Source organism: Nocardia sp. NPDC049220 (assembly GCF_040647855.1).
Classification (GTDB): Bacteria; Actinomycetota; Actinomycetes; order Mycobacteriales; family Mycobacteriaceae; genus Nocardia.
Map to the genome: position 1 here is coordinate 211,660 of NZ_JBEZDA010000010.1, position 19,897 is coordinate 231,556.

The window sequence follows — 19,897 nt, forward strand, 5'->3', positions numbered from 1 at the left end:
ACGGAATGTCGCACATCTCGGTGTCTGAAATCCGGTCAACCGGTCGGAACCTGTCGGGAGCGCCACTATCGATCCGAGGCAGCCGCACCTGGGTGCCGAACTCGATCGCAGTCTGCACTATAAGGGAACACGCACAGCGACGAGTTCACCGCGCCCAGAGGCGTGGTCGCGTCGACCGCTTCGGGATCGGCGCGGGACAAGCGTCAGTTGTCGGTGCGTCCGGCATCCGGGTCGGCGGCCTCGGGAAGTAGCGGGCGCACCGCGGTGGCTTCGGGGCCGCGCTTGCGCACAGTCGCGGTGAAGATGACGGGTTGGCCTGCGCTGAGAGTTTTGTAGCCAGTCGTCTCGATGGTGGTGTACTCGACGAAAACCGGCGTCGGGTCGTGGTCACCGCGCAGGAATCCGAAGCCTTTCTCGACGTTGAACCAGATCACGGTACCGCGGTGCCAAAAATTCGTCGGTACCGGGCGAGGGCGCTGCCGGTCGGGTACAGGCATGTCGACGGCCCAGGTCAGGCGACCGCGCGCCGCGGCCGGTCGATGTGCATGACGTGCCGCCACCAGGCGTCCAAGGGACTGGGGTCGGGCCAGATGACGATGCTTTCGGAGATGGCTGTCAGGGTGAGGCCGAAAGGTTTCGGCGCGGTGGGGTGGGATACGGGCGGTGCCATGATCAGGGTGCGCTCCATCAGGTGTTCCGGGTGGGAATAGTTCCTGTGCGATAAGGCTATTCCGTCTTTCGTCGGCGCGGATCGCCGAGGGTGCCCGAAGGGCCGAGTGGTCACGCCGAGCGGCGGGGATCAGCGGCTGCTCACGGCTGAGTGAAGGCTGCGGGCCGCGGTTACAGCTGTTGGCGCGGCAGCCGGACGACCTGGACGAAGAAATCGTCGATTTGCTTGATCGCGGCGACGAACTGGTCGAGATCGACCGGCTTGGTGACGTACGCGTTCGCATGCAGCCGGTAGCTGCGCAAGATGTCTTCTTCGGCCGCCGAAGTGGTCAGCACCACCACCGGAATGTGTGCGAGGTCGGGGTCGGCCTTGATCTTCTCCAGCACTTGTCGTCCGTCGTACTTGGGCAAATTGAGATCGAGCAGGATCAGATCAGGTCGCGGTGCGTCCGCGTGCGCACCCTGTCGATAGAGGAAGTCGAGAGCTTCTTCCCCGTCGTGGGCGACATGCAAGGTATTGCCGATCTTGTTGTCTTCGAATGCCTCTCGGGTCATCAATTCGTCACCGGGATCGTCTTCGACGAGCAAGATGTCGATGGGCTGACCGGGGACAGTCATGGGGTGACTCCTTCATCGGCGGCGGGTGGGCTGTCGAGTTCGAAGGCGCCGAGGGTGAAGCAGAAGCGGGTGCCCTCGGTGTAGGCGGTGTCGATCCAGATGCGCCCGCCGTGATACTCGACGATCTTCTTGCAGACGGCTAGCCCGATACCGGTTCCGCTGTATTCGTCCCGATGGTGCAGTCGCTGGAAGATCACGAATACCTTCTCGGCGAACTCGGGAGCGATGCCGATGCCGTTGTCCGACACCGATATCAGCCAGCCGGCGCCGTCTTCCGCGAGTTCGCACCCGATCCGGACGGCAGGCGCGTGGTCTGACTTGCGAAATTTGATCGCATTGGCGATCAGGTTCTGCCACAACATGGTCAACAGCGTCGGGTCGCCGCTGATCTCGGGCAGTTCGGCGGGCTGTTCGATGCGAGCGCCGGCGTCGTCTATCGACGCGGACAGATTGGCTATCGCCTTGCTCAGAGTCTGGCCGAGGTGGGTCGGCTCGTTCCGGTCGGTAACGCGGCCGACTCGGGAGAACGTGAGCAGGTCGTTGATCAAGATCTGCATTCGCTTCGCGCCGTCGACGGCGAAGTCGATGTACTGCTGGCCGCGCTCATCGAGCTGATCCCCGTATCGCTTCTCCAGCAGTTGGCAGAACGAGGCCACCTTGCGCAACGGCTCCTGCAGATCGTGCGAGGCGACGTAGGCGAACTGCTCCAGTTCGGCATTGGAACGCCGCAGCTCCTCGGCCTGGCTGTCCAGATCGGCCTTCTGCTGGGCCAGTGCGGATTGCTGGGCGCGCGAGGACGCCAGTTCGGCGACGATGCGGCGGCGCATGCTGTCCACCGCATCCGCGACAGTGGCGAGGTCGGCCGGGCCGTGTGCATCGATGTGATGGTCGAAGTCGCCGTCGGCGACCCGCAGCGACGCGTCGGTCAGATAACTCAACGGCCGGGCTACGAGTCGGCGGACCAGTACAGTCAGCAGTACGCCGGTCAGCAGGAAGACCGCGATCATCCCAGCCAGCACCGCGTCCCGGACCGTGCGGGTGTGCGCGAGTTCGGCACGGTCGTGGTCGACCGTCGCCGCGAGGTTTCGGTTCTGTCTGTCGAAGCGGGCGCGGAGTTCGTCGAACAGCGGCTTGCCACGCGCGGCGACCGCGGCGTCGATGCCGCGGGTCGCGCCGATGGTCAACGCGGCAGCGAGCGGTTCGGCATAGTCGGTGCGCCACTGTTGGGCCGACCGCTCCACCTCGTCGAGCTCGTCGAGCAGTGGTTGCCGGTCGGCCAGGAGGCCGCGCAGCCGGGCCACCGACTGCTCCTCGTCTCGTCGGCCTTCGCTGTAGGGCTGGAGGAACTGCGGATCGGCAGTGATGGCATACCCTCGCAGGCCGGTCTCCTGGTTGACCAGGGCGCTCTGCAACCGGTATGCCTCGGCCGACGCGGGCTGCGACTGGTCGAGCAATCGATCGGTGACCCGGTTGGTCTGCGCGATCACCTGTGCGCCCGCCGCGGCGCCGATGATCACCACCAGCACCATCGCGACCAGCACGAACTGAAACCAGGCATGGGCGGTCAGGCGGGCGGCCGGGCGTGCGGGCAGGCTGGTGGTGATCGTCATCAGTTGTCGTCCTGTGCTCGACGGTCTCGGATCCACCGGAGATACAGGATCGCGACATCGTCATCCAAACCGCCTGTCGCACCGGCCAACGACTCGACCCGGCCGATCAGCTCATCGACGAACCACTCGGGCTCCTCGACGTCGATCGCACGGGCGACCTCGACCAGGCCCTGCTCACCGAGTCGCTGCGAGTTCGTGCCGACTCGACCTTCGAAGAGACCATCGGTGAAGACCATCAGGCCGCAGCCCTCCGGCACGTCGAGATCGTGGACGGGCCACTCGGCGCGGCCGGGCAGGAACCCGAGCGCGGGCCCGCCAGGAACCTCGACCCAGGCCAACCCCGCATCGGAGCGCAGCAGCATGCCCGGGTGCCCAGCCCGCAGCACCCGCGCACGGCGCAGACCGGGATGCAGGACGAGGCTGGTGACGGTCGCGAAGGTCTGCCGACCGGTGCGCTCCGCCAGCAGCACCTGTTCGAGCAGTCGCAATTGCCGGTTGCCGGTGACGCCGCTGAGTACCAGTGTGCGCCAAGCCAATCGCAACGCCACGCCGGTCGCCGCCTCGTCCGGGCCATGTCCGGACACGTCACCGATGACGGCGTGCACGGTGCCGTCGGAGTCCTGCACGACGTCGTAGAAATCACCGCCGAGCAGGGCGTGTGCCCGGCCGGGACGGTAGCGCGCGACGACGTCGACAACGCTTCGGCCGCGCAACAGCGGTGTCGGTAGCAGGCCGCGCTCGAGGCGTGCGTTCTCCTGTGCGCGCATGTTGCTGGCTTGCAGGGCCGCGCTCGTCCGCTCGGCCTGTTTTCGCTGAATCGCGTAGCGAATGGCACGACCGAACAGCTCCGGTTCGACCCGGCCCTTGACCAAGTAGTCCTGTGCACCCGACGCCACCGCCGCCAAGCCGGTCTGTTCTTGGTCGAGCCCGGTCAATACCACGATCGCGACGTGATCGGCGTGTCGACGGATCCGCTCGAGTGCCTCCAGTCCCTTCGCGTCGGGAAGATGTAGGTCCAGCAGGACGCAGTCGGGCACGGCCACCGCCAGGTGCTCGCTCGCCTCCGCCAGCGACCTGACCCAGTCCAGGCGTAGCCCCGGCGCGCCGTCGAGGACCAATTCCTCGACGAGCAGGGCGTCGCCGGGGTCGTCCTCGATGAGCAGCACCGAAGGTTCTTGCCACGGCCAATCCACGCCGACGATCACCTCGTCGTTCGATCCGTCAGGCCGCACGAACACCACCGGTCGCGGATTCTGTTGTGACACAAGGGATGGCAACACTGACGCCATCGTCGGCACACACCGACAACCCCGGCCTCCGATCACCAAAGGGCGGCACCAGCGCACGCCGAACTGTCTCAGCGGCCGGTTGCTGGACCGAGAGGCAGCAGCGATCGTATCCGATCTTCGGCCGGACCGGGACATGGCGCGGACCACCCGGACGAGCCTGCCGCAGTCCGTGCCAGGGATCAGACCATTGTGCGTATGCGCGAGGAGCCTACCCGCGCGGCGTGCTGGACGGCCTCGCCGTGGCGCGCGGAGCGAAGTTCGGCCAGGGCGCGCGCGACGACCGTGACGTGTGTCGCGATGACAGCCAGGGAAGCGGAACCGACTGCGGCGAGAAACGCAACCACAACAGATACCGGTCCTTTCGAGTGTGAGCGGGCCGGGTGCCCATTCGATCGGGTGCGGAGGGCGGCTCGCCGGCCTCGGCGAGCGCGCTCCGTCTTCAACGTGCCCCGGCGTTTCCGGACCAAACACACCAGATCCGGATGGTGCGATCGGACCGACGATCAGGTGAGGGCGACCTCGGCCATCGCGCGACCGAAAACCCTGCGCCCGTTGTGCTCGGCGGTGATCGCGACCGTCGCGGTCCGGGTGCGCGGATCCAGGTCTTTGACCCGGCCGCGGAACTCGATCCGGCCGCCGGTCGCGGTGACGTGGACCGGGCTGGTCAGCCGCACGTTGTAGGCCCGCACCGCGCCGGGGTCCCCGAGCCAGGAAGTGAGCAAGTCCACACTGAGCCCGATTGTCAGCATGCCTTGGGCGACAACGGTATCGAGCTCCATCTCCGCGGCGATCTCGGTATTCCAGTGGATCGGGTTCGGATCGCCGGCTACGCCTGCGTAGTTCACCAGATCACCGAGACTGAGCGTGAGGTCACGAGGAGGAAGTTCATCACCGACGGTGACCGCGTCGAACGGCAGTGCGTGTGCGCCCACCGGAATCGAGCGCACGGTTCGCGTGGGCTCGGAAGCGTCATTACCGACATACTGTGGCGGGGGTCGATGTGCCTGGCGCACATCGGGGCGGGCGCCATGCATGACGACCGCGTCGAGCGAGCCGGGCAGTGCGCCGTCGGCGCGGCCGACCAGGCTGGTCCGGGACGTGAGAAGAGGCCGATCGTGCTGGTCCACTATCGTCTGGCGCAACGTGATCAGGTCACCGCCGAACGCGCGGCGGAACGACTCGAGGCACATCTCGAAACTGAGCCGGTCACCGGCCAGGACGGGGCGGTGGAACTCGATCATCTGATCGGTCTGGATCATTCTGCCCATGCTGTAGCCGGGCAATATCGTGTCGAACGCGTCTGCGTACGCCAGACCACCAGGGACGGAGCCGAAGGTAAGCGGTGCTAACAAATTGTCGTAGCCGAATCGGGTCGCGTCGTCTTCCGACCAGTGCGTCGGGTGGTAGTTGCGCACCGCACGGGCGTACTCGCGAATCTTCTCCCGGCCGACCTCGTAGTAATCGCAGGTACGGTACCGGCGCCCGACCATCGACGACGCATCGGCTGCGGGACCGATCACTTCGGTCTCGCTGGACGTTGAACGGATGCTGGACATCGCGAGGAATCTACCCAATGGAACCCGAATTTCCGGCGAGCTCGCTTCGCACGCCGTTTCGCGGACGTCGACAAGACCGCACCGACAGTTTTGTCGCTCGACGCAATTCTGAAACGAATCTGGTCCACATGGCCAGTTCTCTGTCTGTGGAGTTCCTCCGGATTCTCTCGCCGCAGGTCCGGTTCGGCGGTAGGTTTGTGGCGGGTCCTGAATGGTTGATCGACAGAACCGTAGGAGGTCGAGGGGGCCGTCAAGGGAGTATCAGACGTGATCAAAATGAGTGAGTTCTTGACCCGCCGTTCCGACTTCACTCGTGAACAGTTCAGCGAGTACTGGACAAATACGCATGGGCCGCTGCTCATGAGCGTGCCCGAGGTCAAGAAGTATTGCATTCGCTACGTTCGGCAGCACAACACCGGTTGGACTCCGGACGGTGTGGCCCCCGCGCCATATGATGGTGTGGTAGAGGCATGGTTCGAGAATGCCGAGGCCTTGCAAGCCATCGCGAAATCCGAGAATTGGGACGTCATGCTCGCCGATGTCGAGAACTTCGCCGACACGTCGAAGACGGTGGTGCTCTTCACCACTGAGGAGATCATTCACCAGCGCGGAACTGGCGATCCCGGTCCGCACTGCGGCTCGTCCTGACGGTTCGCCGTCGGGCTCCCGCCCGCGGTTCGTAGGAGAGGAGAGAGATGTCTGTTCCGAACTACACCACCGATGACGCCGGTATCCCGGTTCCCAGCGATGAGCACTCGCTGACGGTCGGGCCCGACGGGCCGATCCTGCTCAACGACGCCTATTTGATCGAGAAGATGGCGGCGTTCAACCGGGAGCGGGTGCCCGAGCGTCAGCCCCACGCCAAGGGGGGCGGGGCGTTCGGCACGTTCGAGGTCACGAACGACGTCAGCGCCTACACCATGGCCGACCTGTTCCAACCCGGCAAGAAGACCGAGATGCTGGCCCGATTCTCCACGGTCGCCGGAGAGCGTGGCAGCCCGGACACCTGGCGCGATCCGCGCGGCTTCGCACTGAAGTTCTACACCGAGCAGGGCAACTTCGACATGGTCGGCAACGACACGCCGATCTTCTTCGTGCGTGACCCGATGAAGTTCCAGGATTTCATCCGTTCGCAGAAGCGCCGAGCTGATAACAATCTGCGCGATCACGACATGCAGTGGGACTTCTGGACATTGTCGCCGGAATCCGCCCATCAGGTGACCTGGCTGATGGGTGACCGCGGTATTCCGCGCACGTGGCGGCACATGAACGGCTACTCCAGCCACACCTACCTGTGGATCAACGCCTCAGGGGAGCGGTTCTGGGTCAAGTACCACTTCAAGACCGATCAGGGGATCGAGTTCTTCACCCAGGACGAGGCCGACCAGATGGCTGCGATGGACACCGATTATCACATGCGCGACCTCTGGGAGGCGATCGACGGCGGAAATCCTCCGAGTTGGACGTTGAAGATGCAGATCATGCCGTTCGAGGAGGCGAAGACCTACCGGTTCAACCCCTTCGATCTCACCAAGGTGTGGCCGCACGGCGACTATCCGCTGGTCGAGGTCGGCAGGATGACACTGAACCGCAACCCGGCGGACTACCACACCGAAATCGAGCAGGCGGCGTTCGAGCCGAGCAGTTCGGTGCCCGGAACCGGTCCCAGTCCGGACAAGATGCTGCTGGGCCGTTGGTTCTCCTACCCCGACGCGCATCGACACCGGATCGGGGCGAATTACAAGGAACTGCCGGTCAATTCGGCGCACGCCACCACCGTGCGGTCCTACACCAAAGACGGCGCGATGCGCCATCACAACCCGGGCGATCCGGTATACGTACCGAACTCGAAGGGCGGCCCGCACGCCGATCCCGCGGTCGCCGGCCCGACCGCGGGCTGGTACACCGACGGGGAAATGGTGCGGCTGGCCTACACCTTGCGCAAGGACGACGACGACTGGGGTCAGGCGGGCACCATGGTTCGCGAAGTCCTCGACGACGCGGCACGCGACCGGTTGGTGAGCAATATCGTCGGTCACCTGCTCAACGGTGTCAGTACGCCGGTGCTGACCAGGGCGTTCGAATATTGGCGCAATGTCGACAAGAATCTCGGCGACCGGGTCGAGGCGGGCGTGCGCGCCAAACAGGACGAGCGCGACCCCAAGGCCGCGGGACAAGCCAACCCGGCTCGCTCGACGGCGCAGGCCAAGGCCTGATCTGTCGACACGGTGGCCGGCGATACGCCGGCCACCGTGCGTCGGCTGACTGTCGCTTCGGGGCGGACGGTAGAACCTGCCGTCTGTCTCGCTGTGTTTCATTCGGAAAATATTTATACAAAGAATATTTTCTATTGTCTGCACTTTTTATATCGCATGGCGGCAATCCAGGTATTCGCATTCGAATTCGAGTAGAAATATGTATCATCGAATCCGCTGGATCGACTGCACCGTAGTGTTTCGAATTCATTCGAGGCTTGGTGAAGTCCCGCGATGCCGGATGCGTTTCACCGGGCCTGCCGACGGAGATCGGAGGACCGAATCATGGCGTTGGGCGCCGACGTTCGACCTGATCAACGCGCGCAATATAGTTCGTGTCGAACCCTGGCCACCAGTGTCGTCGCTGTGGCCGTTGCCGGAGTGATCGGAGCCGCCACGACGCCGGCGACCGCCCGGGCGTCGTCGCCCGATGCGGGCAGCGCCGATATCGCCGAGGAAATCCCCATACCCGCCGGTTTTCCGGCGGCCCCAGGTTTTCCGGTCCTGCCAATTCTTCCGGAATTTTCGCCGACCCCACCCCCGCCGGCAGCGAAATCCGTGGGTGAGCGCGCCGTCGACGTCGCTCTGACGAAGCTGGGCGCGGCCTATCAAGGTGGCGCGGCCGGGCCGGATGCCTTCGACTGCTCCGGACTCGTGCAGTGGGCCTATCGGCAGGTCGGCCGGGAGCTACCGCGCAGCAGCTACGAGCAGCTCGCCGCGGGCACCCCGACATCGCAACACGATCTGCAACGTGGCGATCTCGTGTCGTTCTACGGCGGTAGCCACTCCGGCCTCTACGCGGGCGATGGAACGGTAGTGCACGCCGCGACCTCCGGGACCGGAGTGCAGGTGGCGCCGATCTCGACGATGCCTTACGCGGGCGCGCGCCGGTACTGACGGCCGAGACCTGGATGCGGATCCGCTCGGTGTGACAGCCCTGCGGACTCGGAACTCGCTGGTGGTCGACGGCGACTTCACGGGTCCTCGGTCACCGCAGCGCACAACAGTCGCGGCGCGTTTTTCGGCCTAAGGAAGCGGCGCAGACCAGCGCAGGACAGTACCACCTGCGGGTGCTTTCTCAATGCTGAAACTGCCGCCCGCCTGCTCCGCGCGCGCCGCCAGATTCGCCAGTCCGCTGTTGCGGGCGACGTTTTCGGGTACGCCGACCCCGTTGTCGGTCACTTCGATGGTGACATCATCACGTACTCGCAGTTCCACCGACACCGCGGTGGCCGAGGCATGCCGAACCACATTGCTCACCGCCTCTCGCAGCACCGCTTCGACGTCGTCGGACAGCGGGGGCGCGAGGATCGTCACCGGTCCGGCCAGTCGTACGATGGTGCGTAGTCCGCTGTCGGCGGTCATTTCGACGACGATGCCGTGCAGGTGTTTGCGGTACTGCGAGGAATCCGCCGCCGTGTTGCTCTGCAAGTCGAAAATCGAATAGCGGATATCCTGCACGATCGCCTGGATGTCATCGACCATTTCCATCAGCCGGGATTTGACCTCGGGTGCTCGGGCACGTTGGACCGTGCCTTGCAGGGCGAGGCCGACGGCGAACAGTCGTTGGATGACGTGATCGTGCAACCCGCGGGCGATGCGATCGCGATCGGACAGCACGTCGAGTTCCCGCATCCGCCGCTGTGTGTCGGCCAACTGCAACGCGAGCGCGGCCTGGTCGGCGATCGCGGCCATCATGGACTGGGCGGAGGTGTCCAGGGGTGCCGCATCAGCAGGTCGCAAGGTGGTGAGCACACCGATAATGGAGCGCCCGGCCCGCAACGGAAGGATCAATGCCGGACCGGAATGGGAAAACGAGTCGACGAGTTGGACACGGAGCATCCGGTCGATCGCGACCGTGCGGCCGAGGCGGAAGGCCTCGCCGGTGTCGGATTCGGTCAGGGGCAACCGCTGCCCGGTCAACTGCTCGGCATCGGTCCCCGCGGCAGCGACCACGACCAGCTCGGCGACCTCGTCATGCGGAACGTCCGGGTCCTCGGGTAGGGCGACGAACGTGCACACGGACTCGGTGAGCGTCAGCGCCCGCTCCGCGACAAGGTCGAGTACTTCGCTCGGTTCACCGCCCGCGAGCAGCTCGGTGGCCACATCGCGGGTCGCTTCGAGCCATTGCTGCCGGATCCGCGATTGCTCGTAGAGGCGAGCGTTCTCGATGGCGATTCCCGCGGCCGCCGCCAACGCCTTCACCACGACTTCGTCGTCCTCGGTGAACTCTTGGCCGCCCGCCTTCTCGGTGAGGTAGAGATTGCCGAACACCTCGCCACGGACCTGAACCGGCACGCCGAGGAATGCGTGCATCGGTGGATGATGCGCCGGGAAGCCGACCGAGGACGGATGGTCCGAGAGGTTCGCCAGCCGAATGGGTTTCGGCTGTTCGATCAGCAGGCCGAGCACCCCGCGTCCTTCCGGTAGGTCTCCGATCATCCTTCGTGTGTGGTCGTCGATTCCCTCATAGACGAACTCGGTGAGCCGATTGCTGGTTTTGTCGGTATTCCGGACCCCGAGCGCACCATATTGGGCATCGACGAGTTCGATGGCGGCGTGCACGATCGTGCGCAGCGTGTTGTCCAGGTCCAGCCCCGAGGTGATCGCCAGCATCGCCTCGATGAGCCGGTCCATTCGATCGCGCGCGTCCACGATCTGCGCGATCCGATCCTGAACCTCGATCAGCAGTTCGCGCAGCCGCAGCTGAGACAGTGTTTCGGTGACCGGTGGCCGACCACTCGGCCCCGTCCCGGACGACTGTCCATCCATATCCAGCATTCTTTCATGACCAATACCGGTTGGACCCTGCTGCTGATAGACGGAACTGACTGAACGGGCGCCGTGCCGGCCTTTGCTATTCGTTGAGTTTCGAGGCCAGCACGGCCGCCTGCGTGCGTCGTTCGACTCCGAGTTTTGTCAGCAAGCGTGAAACATAATTCTTGACCGTTTTCTCGGCCAGAAACATACGGCTCGCGATCTGCCGGTTCGTCAGCCCTTCACCGAGCAACGCCAGAAGTGTTCGCTCCTGCTCGGTCAGGCTGGACAGCGGCCCCTTCTTCTCCTCGGCCTCCGAACGGAGTTTGGCCATGAGTGCGGCGGCGGCACGATTGTCGAGCAGGGACTTTCCGGCCCCGACATCTCGGATGGCATCGATGAGTTCGAGGCTTTTGATGTCCTTGACCACATATCCGCTTGCCCCGGCCAGGATGGCGTTGAGCATCGCCTGCTCATCGGTGAACGAGGTCAGAATCAGACAGCGCAGGTCGGGATGCAGCGACAGTAGTTCACGGCACAGTTCGATGCCGTTACCGTCGGGCAGCAACACGTCGAGGATGGTGACATCGGGTTGTAAGGCGGGAATCCGGGCGAGCGCCTGCGAAAAGTTGCTCGCCTCGCCGACCACTTCGAGGTCCGGCTCCGCGCCGACAAGATCAGCGACCCCGCGCCGCACTATCTCGTGATCGTCGACCAAGAACACCGTGATCATGGGCATTCCTCTCGCTCGCCGAACATACTCAGCCTATGGAGCAACTTGGTGGGCGTGTCGGAGTTTTCGACATCGGATCAACAATTCCCTCGTTCGATCCGATCGACACCCGCTGGCCATTCCGCTGCGATATACGACGCCGGTTAGGCGCAAAATGGTCGATCACCATGTCGTCGAATACAGCGTATCCCGTCGGGCCCGGGGCGAGGCCGTCGATGTGGCCGCCGCGAACTCGTCCGTCGGGTAGGAGGCGGCGGCTCACCCGTCGGCGAATCCGGTGAGTGTGCCAGTTCGTGCGCGCAGCGGGCCGCGGCTGCACACGGACGACGGACCCGGAGTCAGCCGTTCCCGTCTCGTCAGCCCATTGATCTGTGCGTTACGCAGCGGGTGAATGCTTCCCGACCGTCTTCATGACGGCGACGAGACTCGCGCGAGCTTCCAGCGCGATCGGTTCGAGCTCGGTCGTCCCGGATTGCTGTACCAGCATTTCCGGGTCCATTGCTTCGATGACGGTGGTGTCGCCGACGGTACGCACCACGACATTGCACGGGAGCAGCAGGCCAATCCGCCGGTCGATCTCCAGCGCCCGATGGGCCAGGGACGGGTTGCACGCGCCGAGGATCACGTATTCCTCCATCGCGACGTCGAGCTTGGTGCGCAGTGTGGCGCGCACGTCGATTTCGGTCAAGACGCCGAAGCCCTGTTCGGCCAAGGCTTCGCCCACGATCTGAATGGCGTCGGCGACCGGCGCGGCGACTCGCGCAGTGAGGTCTGCGTGTACGACCGGGATACGGATCTCGGTCAACAGATCGTGTGGAGCGACCGCCTCGTCGGGGGCGACGAGGTAGACCTCGGTCGGTGGGCCCATCGGCTGGAACGCCGACTCATGTAGCCACGCGTCGAGCGCGCGATAGGCTTCTCCGATTGCCTGGTAGTCGCCGTGGTGAACGGTCCGCGCGTACAGGCCGGGTTCGGTGCGTCGCACTGTGACGTCGTCGTCGATGCCGAGTGGCCCCACGGTGACCGGCAGCGCGAAGTCGACATCGGTCGATGTTCGCGGGCCGAACTCACCTCGATAGGTCGTCGTCGGCGGCCCGGATGGCACCATGCCGGTGGTCGCGGCCACGGTGTAGAGCGCGTGCATTCCTGCGCCGATATCGTCGCCGGCGTGGTCGGGGCGCACTGTGCGGTGCAGTACCAGGACGGGGTGCGGCGTCGATTCGACCACCGCGACGTGGTAAGTCATGGGTTCCTCCTGTTCGCCTGCCGACAGGTACTTCGATTCGAGTGCCGCCCGTTGTGCGGCGGTGTGTTCGGGCTGGCATCAACGATCCGGCGCGTTCGCGATGGCGCCGCCGAGCGTGCCGTCCAGTTCGATGCCGGACAATAGGGTCCGCAGCTTCGCGGGCAACACCGCGAAGACGCCGTCGAGCTGGCCGGGGGAGAACAGGCCGGACAGCGCCTTGGTCACCGCACCGGCCAGCGCAGCTGCCTCATCCGGTGAGACACCCGCCTCCTCGGCGAACGCGCCGACGAACGAGGTCACGTCGTGGTGCGCGGGCACGCGGGCGGGCACCCACCCTTCGTAGAACGCGCCGCGCAGCATCTCGGGCAGTTGTGCGGCCAAGTGCGCCGCGGTGGCGACCTCGACCTGGTCACGGACCGCGTGTAGCCACGCGCGGACAGCCCGGTATACGAACGTCCGGTCATCGGTGCCGAGGTGGGCACCGATGGTGTGCAGCCACGCGTGTGCGGTGTGGACCGCGGGCGCGAGTGGATCATCATGCTGGGACACGGTGTCACTCCCGCCTGGCTAGGGCAGCGCTGTGGTCGCTGGCTGCCGCAGACCGAGCCCCCGGGCGATGCCGTCCGACCAATCGCGGATCGCGGTCCAGTCGCGCAGATCGCCGTATCGACCACCGCCCATCAAGCGGTAGAGCATCCGGGCTTTCCACGAGACACCGATCCCGTCGTAGTGCCCGGCGAACGCGCGGTATTCCCACGGGTAGACCGAGCCGCACAGGGCTGCGATCCTTTTCGGCACGATCGGCCCGATGCGTCTGCCGATCGGCCCCTGCAGGGCTGGGCTGAGGCCGACGCTGAAGATCCAGAGGTCTCGTCGGGACAGCTCGTCACGATGCGCTCGGGTGTAGGCGGTTGCGGCAGGAAGGAGATCCATGTCGTGCACGGCACTGCCCAGAACGACCGCACCGAAGTTCGACAGGTCGGGCGCGTGGTGGACGTCGGCCGCTTCGACGTCCGCGCCCCGTTCGGTGAGGTAGGCGGCGATGAACTCCGCGATGTCGCGGGTGGATCCCTGCGCGGTCGCGTAGAGGACCGCGACGCGGGGTGCATTCGATTCCATACCTCAGCGTCGCGCGGGACCACCCATGCCGGTCAGAGCAGTCGTGCCCGAGGTACAGGGACCAACGGCCTCAACCGACCGTCACCATCCGAGACATCGGGCACGCAACTAGGCGGCGGCGTCCTGGAAAAGTTCGGCCCTCTCTCGCTCGGCTTCGACACCTCATCGACGTAGATCTCCAGTCCCTCGCGGTCTGCGCTCGTCACGTATTCGATGAGTCTCGGAACCGACAATCGCTGCAATCGCGATTCGATGGCCATCGTCACGTCGAAGAACGAATTCTCCGACCGAATCGTGACCAGAGTCCCGTCGAAACGAGTGAGCGTCTTGTGCGGCGGGACCAAGGCCTTCCGCACGAGCCATTCCTTTCGCTGAGGAATTTCGTCCGTAGTAGAACCGGCCGGAATACCGCGATCAGGCCGACTCGGTGGCCCTCGGTACGACCGCGTCACGGGCCGTACCGCACGATGTCAGCGCTCCCGGACGGAAGGGTCGGTTTCGGGCATCCCCTCAGCGAGTAAAATTCGGTGTGCCTGCTGTGCGGCGGACGTCGTTCGGGAGTCGTCCGTTCTATCGATAGGAAGCCGCTCGAGTCCGCGGGCGAGGACAGCGACCGCGTCGCCAAGGGCATGCACCCGGTATTCCAGGGTGGCGAGACGGTCGACCTCGATCCTGTCGGCCGCAGCAGATCGATCCGCGAGATATTCGTCGAGTGCTGGCCGCGCACCGTACAGGACGCCGCACAGTCGGGCCGGAAGGACCGCGAAGACACGGTTGAGCTGACCGGGGGAGAACAATTCCGACAGTGCGGTGGTGACCGCACCCGCGATCGGACCGACCTGCTCCCGGTCGATTCCCGCCGCTCTGGCGAAGTGGGTGATGAACGCCGCGGTCCCGTGGCGTACCGGAACGTGCGTCGGCACCCACCCTTCGTAGTAGGCGCCGCGCAGTAATTCGGGCAACTGCGCGGCCAGGTGCGCGGAGGCGGTGACTCCGATTCGGTCTCGGACGGTGTGCAGCCAGGCGCGCAGCGCTCGGTAGGCGAACGCACGGTCGTCGGTGTCGAGGCCGTCGGCGACGGCCCGCACCCAGTCGCGGGCCGTTTGCACGGCCGGGGCGAAGGGATCGTCGTGATGCGGCATGTGTCCTCCTCGAGGGGGCATCAGGGACGAGTTCTGCGTCGTCCCCGTGGTCTGGGTCCCCGGCCGAAGGGGGCCGAACAGCGGGGTGGGCCAGCCGGCGTGATGTTGCCGGGGACGTTCCGACCAGTTGCTCGCTGTCGTGGCGTAGGCATCACGACCCGGCGTTGCCCACGCCCGTCGGAAGATTCTGCGCACACACTGCTTCCACGAACTCTCCGACCTGCTGCTCGGGTAGGTGGTGCGCGAGATCTGCCTCGGTGATGATGCCGACAAGCACACCCCCGGCGGTCACGGGCAGTCGGCGAACCTGACACTCGGTCATTCGCGCGAGAACGTCGCCGAGATCGGCGGTGACGTCGACGGTATGCAGTTGCTCTGCTCCCTGGGTGAGTTCGCCTGCGGTGGTCGTTTTGGGATTGCGCCCGATGCCGACAACTTTCACGACGATGTCGCGGTCGGTGATGATGCCGACCGGATGCCCTTCGCCATCACAGACCGGAAGTGCGCCGACACCGAGTTGGCGCATGCGCTGGGCAGCGAACTGCATCGTGTCACGCACGCCGATGCACTCGACGTCGGGGCGCATCAGGGTTTCCGCGGTGGTCATGGTGGGTCTCCCTCCGTCGGGGTGGCAGGTTGCCGTCCGACCATCATTGGATGACCTTCTGCCTCGACGACAGGGGACAAAGTCACAGGCTTACGGGATTCTCCGCGTGCGGGCCACCGCACCCAGCGGTACACGCCCACACTGCCCCCGACCTACTGCCAGTGTTCGGTGAACACGTCGGTCATCGGTCTGCGCGGGGTAGGCGCTGGTTCGTCGTGGCTCGGTGCCGAGCCGATACGCACGAGCACCTGGGGAAGGCCGTCGCGTGGAACCAAATTTGCCAGCAGTTGACGACCCGACTGCACCTCGATGACGTGGGTGAGCGCACACGTGCTCAGACCCGCGGCGGTGCACTCGAGCAGAACGGCTGACAACGCCTCCCCGGTGTGCAGCCACTCTTGCGTGGAGTCCCCGGTCGAACTCAACAGTACGACGCGGGCGCGGTCCTGGATATCGTCGCGCCGCATCGAGTGCGGCACCGAAGGAAATCTCCGGCCGATGCCGACCCTGGCGAATTCGGCATCCGAGACGAGCGACGTCGGCGGCACTCCTTCCGCCATTTCGGCATGCCCTGCCCACCAATGCAATTCGGACTGATACAGCATGTCGTAGCGGCGCAAGGCGGCGGACTTCTCCGAGGCCATCGCCAGCCGGGACCTGGCGCTCTCGTCGAGGACGGCCAGTTCGATCTCGTGCGGCGATACCAGTTTTCGTAACGCGGGAAGCAGGTCGGACCAGCCTACGGGTTCGAGCATGGGAAGCCGGTCGGTGTAGCGGTGGTCGATGGCGGCGGCACGGGTGCGTACCCCAGGGGGCGGGTCCAGCCACGGACGGAATTCGATGGTCGCGAGATGCTCCGGGCGCGCGGGATCGGGTAGGCGGACGGTGTCGGTATGCCAGTTTCCGGCGGCGAAGGCCGTCCGCGCATGGTGCAACGCGGCGCCGCAGCTGATCACGAGCTGTCGCCCGCGCGGATCCGCCGACGGCAATTGGCGATCGGGGTCGCTGTAGAGGTGTAGTCGGGCGCCGTCGAAGTCCCAGTGCCACGGCTGCGTGTTGTGCACTGAGGGTGCACGGCAGGCGAGTCCCATCGCCGCCTCGATCGTGGAGTGATCCGGCAGGCCGGATACGACGGGGATGTCTCTTGTGGTCATGTCGATGAGTGTCGTCGTCGTGGGGCGCCGCCGACACAGCCATTGCGCACGTTCTGCCGGGACCTCCGGCCCTGTTCCGAAAATTGTGGACCCCGCACCCCGTGGTCCGACTGCTCGCAACAGCTGTTGGCAACGCGTATGGCGGGTCATAGTGGACGATGGCGTCGCCTATCTCGATCCGTGTCCGCGAATCGGGCCGTTGGTCTACCGCACTCGGTGACGTTCGGCCCTGGGGGCTCGAACAGACCGATGATGGCATGAGTGGACGGTCGAAGAGTGGATATGAGGAAGCGGGGTCGTACCGCGTGGCGGAATACGAGCTGTGCCCCGATCGTGCCGACGTTGCACGTCGTACGGTGGAACTCGATCGATCCGAGGCGATGCGACTGCTCGCCAGCGCACCTTTCGGACGAATCGTGTTCACTCGGGATGCCTTGCCCGCGATCCGCCCGGTCACACATCTGGTGGACGACCGAGGCTTCATCATCACCCGCACTCAGCTCGGTCCTGGGCTCGCGGCATCGGTGCAGGGCCGTCAGTCCGTGGTCGTCGCCTATCAGGTCGACGACATCGATCCCATCGACCGGCTGGGCTGGTCGGTCGTGGTGACCGGCGTCGCGCGCACTGTCGTCGACCCACAGGTGGCCGCCGGCTATGCCGCCCTTTTGCCGTCATGGGCCGACCTCGCCGCAGAGGCTTTGGTCGCCATCGAGCCCACGCTCGTCACCGGCCTCAGGCTGGTCGAGGAGCACGAGTAGTGCGGGAGCGAGGTCACCCGCGGTTCGCACCGCAACCTGCGGTCGATCACCTATCGGTTACCGATGCGCGAGTGCCTACCTATCGGTGCATGCTGGACTGTGTTCCAGCAATCCGTGCATCAGGAGAGACCCGATGGCCACCGATTCGACCACACCCGAGGGGCGAGAACCGCGTCTACACGCGGATTTCGCCCGCGTACAGCAGCTTGCCACACAGCTCGCCGCAGCCGCGTCCGAGCACGATCTCACCCCTGGCGAACTGCACGCGACGCTGGATCGTATCGACACCATCCGCGCCGAGTGGGAACACGCCCCTGCCGTCGCCCGGCAGAAATGGGCCCTGCTGGAGGCCGCCGGGACCGGCGCTCGCTGACCGTGGCGAGGAAAATCGCCACCGTTACACCACCCTCGAAACCGTTCTATCGCCATCGACGTGACCTGCGAGTTTGTTCGCTTGTTCGAGGTGGGCGCTGGGCTCGTTCCGTGCGGATCTGGGTGATCCGATCGTCGGGAACGAGTTCGATGATGTCGTCTCGTGAGGTGATCGTCAATTTGTGCAAGATCGCTGCCATTTGTGCATCGACGGTCCTGATGGAATTGCCTCGGCGGGCGGCGATCGTGACGTTCGTCCATCCGGCCGCGGCCAGAGTCGCGACCTCTTTTTCGGCTGCCGACAGTGTGTTCCAGGGCGAGGGAGGATTCTTCTTGTCGGGGTGGTGCGTCGGCGTCGCGTCGATGGTCAGTGTGCCCAGCGCCAAGCGCTGCACCTCGCCCAGTTCGGGGTGCAACCCAGAGCCTTGTTCGTATGCGGTGGCGAACGCGTCGGGACCTAGCACCCGTCGCGCGACGTCGATCGCTTTGCTTGATTCATCGGATACCAGCAACAGATTGCCGATATTGATACCCAGCCCCGCGGGTAAGGTGGCGGCTCCGCCGGCAAGGTGAGCGGTTTCGGTGGCCAGTGCCTCGAGTCGTTCCCGGTCGGTGTCTCCAGCCGCGATCGAGTCGGTGATGACCTGCGCCAATGACCAGGTACGGATGTACACCGCAAACGACGTGCCCCACTGATCGCGCGCGGTGACCTGATATGCCAATGCTGTACGACCGACGGCCAACGCCTCGGTGGGATTGCCGTGTTTGGTCAACGTTATCGCCCACGCCAACTCGGCCCATGCCTTCGCCCATCCGGCCCCGGACGCGATCGCGTGATCGAGATGACGCCGCGCGATCTCCAGGGCCTGCTGTGTTGATCCGAGGGCACCCACAGCCACTGCCTCGTACAGTTCGCTTCTGCCCACTCCGCGACTGTTGCCCAGGGCGGCGAACTTTTCGCGGGCGCGTGCCAACACCGTGATGGCGCGCGGGTCGCGATGGGCCAGCATCAGTTTCGCTCCCCAGAGGAATTCGAGGGCGGCGGGTAGGCCGGTGTCGGTTTCCGGGGCTCGCTGCCACGTCTGTCTCGCGTTCGGCGCACGGATGCTGAGAGCGGCGCATTGCTCGAGGATCTGTTCGGCCTCCTCGTACCGGGCCTGTATCAGCGATAGCCATCCGATCAAGGTCAGTGCCTCGATTTGCAGGTCGATCGGTTGCGGCGTCAGTGTGCGGGTGGCCTGCAGTGTGCGCTCGGTCCATCGGCGTATCTCTCGAGGTGAGCCTTTGATGATGGGCAGGGCAACGAGGGTCGCGGAGATTTCCAAGCCGAGGGTCGGTTCGCCGGAGGTAAGGCTGGTCTCGATGGCGGTGACGATGTTGTCCCATGCCGCGTTGGCCCAGTTCTGCTCGCCGGGGCTGAACCAATCCACCGCTGCGACGACTTTGTCGCGATAGTAGCTGCGGTGTCGCTGCGCGAGCCGTGCCGATTCGTCGACGTCGCTGGTGGAACGCTGCATCAGTCGTTGCCGCGTGAACAGGCGAATGCTTTCCAGCAGCGAATACCGCACGGTGGTCGGCGTGATGTGCACAGTGACCAGCGACTGGTCGGCCAGATGGTCGAGTATGCCTTCGACGTCCCGGCGCATCAGACGCACGGCCGCATGCCCCTCTTCTGGGTCGTCGGCGCAGACGGTTTCGATAGCTTCGAGGTCGGCGCCGACATCCATGACCGAACTGGTGTCCTCTTCGGGGTTGGTGTCGTATCCGGCGGCGAAGACCGACATGCGGTCGAGGAGTAGTTGTTCTTTGTCGGTGCATAGGTCGTAGGACCAGGCGATGACGTCGCGGACTCCTTGGTGTCGTGGTTCGGCGCCGACTCGTGGTCCGTGTGTCCAGCGCAGGCGTTTGTCGGTGGCTTCGCCGGAGAGTTCGTGCAGGATCATGGCGAGGGGTTGGCGGAGTAGTCGTCCGGCGGCCAGTCGGATGTAGAGGGGGTGGTGGTCGACGCGGCG

General features: G+C 65.2%; 21 protein-coding genes and 1 pseudogene. 5 read left to right on the forward strand and 17 right to left on the reverse strand.

The genetic code is table 11. The features are described 5' to 3' along the window. Positions 1-203: 203 nt before the first annotated feature. The 6 genes from AB0C34_RS21855 to AB0C34_RS21880 all read right to left on the reverse strand — a co-directional run bounded on the left by AB0C34_RS21855 (position 204) and on the right by AB0C34_RS21880 (position 5,742). Positions 204-434 (reverse strand): cold shock domain-containing protein, encoded by a 231-nt coding sequence (locus tag AB0C34_RS21855; protein WP_357075808.1) that lies wholly within the window; start codon positions 432-434, stop codon positions 204-206. Positions 435-511: 77 nt separating this feature from the next. Continuing rightward, positions 512-688, reverse strand: a complete 177-nt coding sequence (locus AB0C34_RS21860) for a hypothetical protein (protein ID WP_357075811.1) — start codon at positions 686-688, stop codon at positions 512-514. A gap of 152 nt (positions 689-840) precedes the next feature. Beyond that, positions 841-1,287, reverse strand: coding sequence for a response regulator (locus AB0C34_RS21865; RefSeq protein WP_357075814.1), 447 nt, complete (start codon positions 1,285-1,287; stop codon positions 841-843). Beyond that, positions 1,284-2,897, reverse strand: coding sequence for a CHASE3 domain-containing protein (locus AB0C34_RS21870; protein WP_357075817.1), 1,614 nt, complete (start codon positions 2,895-2,897; stop codon positions 1,284-1,286). The genes AB0C34_RS21865 and AB0C34_RS21870 overlap by 4 nt, the downstream gene beginning before the upstream one ends. Next, positions 2,897-4,135 carry a fused response regulator/phosphatase gene (locus tag AB0C34_RS21875; protein ID WP_357075905.1) on the reverse strand — a complete coding sequence of 413 codons (1,239 nt, stop codon included), beginning with the start codon at positions 4,133-4,135 and terminating at the stop codon, positions 2,897-2,899. The genes AB0C34_RS21870 and AB0C34_RS21875 overlap by 1 nt, the downstream gene beginning before the upstream one ends. 554 nt (positions 4,136-4,689) lie before the next feature. Then, positions 4,690-5,742 carry a fused (3R)-hydroxyacyl-ACP dehydratase subunits HadA/HadB gene (locus AB0C34_RS21880; RefSeq protein ID WP_357075820.1) on the reverse strand — a complete coding sequence of 351 codons (1,053 nt, stop codon included), beginning with the start codon at positions 5,740-5,742 and terminating at the stop codon, positions 4,690-4,692. Between the two features lie 276 nt (positions 5,743-6,018). On the opposite strand from AB0C34_RS21880, the gene AB0C34_RS21885 reads away from it, so the two are divergent. The 3 genes from AB0C34_RS21885 to AB0C34_RS21895 all read left to right on the forward strand — a co-directional run bounded on the left by AB0C34_RS21885 (position 6,019) and on the right by AB0C34_RS21895 (position 8,894). Then, positions 6,019-6,390, forward strand: coding sequence for an EthD domain-containing protein (locus tag AB0C34_RS21885; protein WP_357075823.1), 372 nt, complete (start codon positions 6,019-6,021; stop codon positions 6,388-6,390). A 47-nt stretch (positions 6,391-6,437) separates the two neighbouring features. After that, positions 6,438-7,958: a catalase gene (locus AB0C34_RS21890; RefSeq protein WP_357075826.1), complete on the forward strand. Its 1,521-nt coding sequence runs from the start codon at positions 6,438-6,440 to the stop codon at positions 7,956-7,958. 384 nt (positions 7,959-8,342) lie between these two features. Continuing rightward, entirely contained in the window at positions 8,343-8,894 is a 552-nt protein-coding gene (locus tag AB0C34_RS21895) for a C40 family peptidase (RefSeq protein ID WP_357075908.1), read from the forward strand. A gap of 129 nt (positions 8,895-9,023) precedes the next feature. Here AB0C34_RS21895 and AB0C34_RS21900 read toward each other — a convergent pair whose 3' ends face one another. The 10 genes and pseudogenes from AB0C34_RS21900 to AB0C34_RS21945 all read right to left on the reverse strand — a co-directional run bounded on the left by AB0C34_RS21900 (position 9,024) and on the right by AB0C34_RS21945 (position 16,755). Beyond that, positions 9,024-10,769: a GAF domain-containing protein gene (locus AB0C34_RS21900; RefSeq protein ID WP_357075829.1), complete on the reverse strand. Its 1,746-nt coding sequence runs from the start codon at positions 10,767-10,769 to the stop codon at positions 9,024-9,026. Between the two features lie 85 nt (positions 10,770-10,854). Next, the gene (locus tag AB0C34_RS21905) at positions 10,855-11,487 is read right to left on the reverse strand and encodes a response regulator transcription factor (protein ID WP_357075831.1); all 633 of its coding nucleotides are present in this window, start codon (positions 11,485-11,487) and stop codon (positions 10,855-10,857) included. Between the two features lie 376 nt (positions 11,488-11,863). Then, the gene (locus tag AB0C34_RS21910; RefSeq protein WP_357075911.1) at positions 11,864-12,220 is read right to left on the reverse strand and encodes a DUF302 domain-containing protein; all 357 of its coding nucleotides are present in this window, start codon (positions 12,218-12,220) and stop codon (positions 11,864-11,866) included. A 60-nt stretch (positions 12,221-12,280) separates the two neighbouring features. Then, positions 12,281-12,733 (reverse strand): annotated as a pseudogene (locus AB0C34_RS21915) (GyrI-like domain-containing protein); the annotation flags it as partial. 78 nt (positions 12,734-12,811) lie between these two features. Next, on the reverse strand, positions 12,812-13,282 hold the full coding sequence (locus AB0C34_RS21920) for a DUF2267 domain-containing protein (RefSeq protein WP_357075834.1): 471 nt from the start codon (positions 13,280-13,282) through the stop codon (positions 12,812-12,814). Between the two features lie 18 nt (positions 13,283-13,300). Beyond that, complete coding sequence (locus AB0C34_RS21925) at positions 13,301-13,852, reverse strand: flavodoxin domain-containing protein (protein WP_357075837.1); 552 nt, start codon at positions 13,850-13,852, stop codon at positions 13,301-13,303. 32 nt (positions 13,853-13,884) lie between these two features. Beyond that, positions 13,885-14,208, reverse strand: a complete 324-nt coding sequence (locus AB0C34_RS21930) for a hypothetical protein (protein ID WP_357075840.1) — start codon at positions 14,206-14,208, stop codon at positions 13,885-13,887. A gap of 114 nt (positions 14,209-14,322) precedes the next feature. Continuing rightward, positions 14,323-14,994, reverse strand: a complete 672-nt coding sequence (locus AB0C34_RS21935) for a DUF2267 domain-containing protein (RefSeq protein ID WP_357075843.1) — start codon at positions 14,992-14,994, stop codon at positions 14,323-14,325. A 151-nt stretch (positions 14,995-15,145) separates the two neighbouring features. Continuing rightward, positions 15,146-15,601: a CBS domain-containing protein gene (locus AB0C34_RS21940; RefSeq protein ID WP_357075845.1), complete on the reverse strand. Its 456-nt coding sequence runs from the start codon at positions 15,599-15,601 to the stop codon at positions 15,146-15,148. A 152-nt stretch (positions 15,602-15,753) separates the two neighbouring features. Continuing rightward, a complete protein-coding gene (locus tag AB0C34_RS21945; RefSeq protein WP_357075848.1) occupies positions 15,754-16,755 on the reverse strand; it encodes a hypothetical protein in 1,002 nt (333 codons plus the stop codon). A gap of 257 nt (positions 16,756-17,012) precedes the next feature. On the opposite strand from AB0C34_RS21945, the gene AB0C34_RS21950 reads away from it, so the two are divergent. Both AB0C34_RS21950 and AB0C34_RS21955 read left to right on the forward strand, forming a co-directional pair. Continuing rightward, a complete protein-coding gene (locus AB0C34_RS21950) occupies positions 17,013-17,513 on the forward strand; it encodes a pyridoxamine 5'-phosphate oxidase family protein (RefSeq protein WP_357075851.1) in 501 nt (166 codons plus the stop codon). A gap of 133 nt (positions 17,514-17,646) precedes the next feature. Beyond that, a complete protein-coding gene (locus tag AB0C34_RS21955; protein WP_357075854.1) occupies positions 17,647-17,886 on the forward strand; it encodes a hypothetical protein in 240 nt (79 codons plus the stop codon). Between the two features lie 46 nt (positions 17,887-17,932). On the opposite strand, the gene AB0C34_RS21960 is transcribed toward AB0C34_RS21955, so the two are convergent. After that, positions 17,933-19,897 (reverse strand): helix-turn-helix transcriptional regulator (locus AB0C34_RS21960; protein ID WP_357075857.1); only part of this gene is annotated, 1,965 nt, incomplete at its 5' end.

Coding starts and splice junctions, on each gene's coding strand:
- AB0C34_RS21870 (WP_357075817.1), bottom strand. CDS start 2,897: ATGACGATCACCACCAGCCTGCCCGCACGCCCGGCCGCCCGCCTGACC.
- AB0C34_RS21945 (WP_357075848.1), bottom strand. CDS start 16,755: ATGACCACAAGAGACATCCCCGTCGTATCCGGCCTGCCGGATCACTCC.
- AB0C34_RS21905 (WP_357075831.1), bottom strand. CDS start 11,487: ATGATCACGGTGTTCTTGGTCGACGATCACGAGATAGTGCGGCGCGGG.
- AB0C34_RS21860 (WP_357075811.1), bottom strand. CDS start 688: ATGGAGCGCACCCTGATCATGGCACCGCCCGTATCCCACCCCACCGCG.
- AB0C34_RS21935 (WP_357075843.1), bottom strand. CDS start 14,994: ATGCCGCATCACGACGATCCCTTCGCCCCGGCCGTGCAAACGGCCCGC.
- AB0C34_RS21950 (WP_357075851.1), top strand. CDS start 17,013: ATGAGTGGACGGTCGAAGAGTGGATATGAGGAAGCGGGGTCGTACCGC.
- AB0C34_RS21880 (WP_357075820.1), bottom strand. CDS start 5,742: ATGTCCAGCATCCGTTCAACGTCCAGCGAGACCGAAGTGATCGGTCCC.
- AB0C34_RS21885 (WP_357075823.1), top strand. CDS start 6,019: ATGAGTGAGTTCTTGACCCGCCGTTCCGACTTCACTCGTGAACAGTTC.
- AB0C34_RS21900 (WP_357075829.1), bottom strand. CDS start 10,769: ATGGATGGACAGTCGTCCGGGACGGGGCCGAGTGGTCGGCCACCGGTC.
- AB0C34_RS21865 (WP_357075814.1), bottom strand. CDS start 1,287: ATGACTGTCCCCGGTCAGCCCATCGACATCTTGCTCGTCGAAGACGAT.
- AB0C34_RS21925 (WP_357075837.1), bottom strand. CDS start 13,852: ATGGAATCGAATGCACCCCGCGTCGCGGTCCTCTACGCGACCGCGCAG.
- AB0C34_RS21890 (WP_357075826.1), top strand. CDS start 6,438: ATGTCTGTTCCGAACTACACCACCGATGACGCCGGTATCCCGGTTCCC.
- AB0C34_RS21940 (WP_357075845.1), bottom strand. CDS start 15,601: ATGACCACCGCGGAAACCCTGATGCGCCCCGACGTCGAGTGCATCGGC.
- AB0C34_RS21955 (WP_357075854.1), top strand. CDS start 17,647: ATGGCCACCGATTCGACCACACCCGAGGGGCGAGAACCGCGTCTACAC.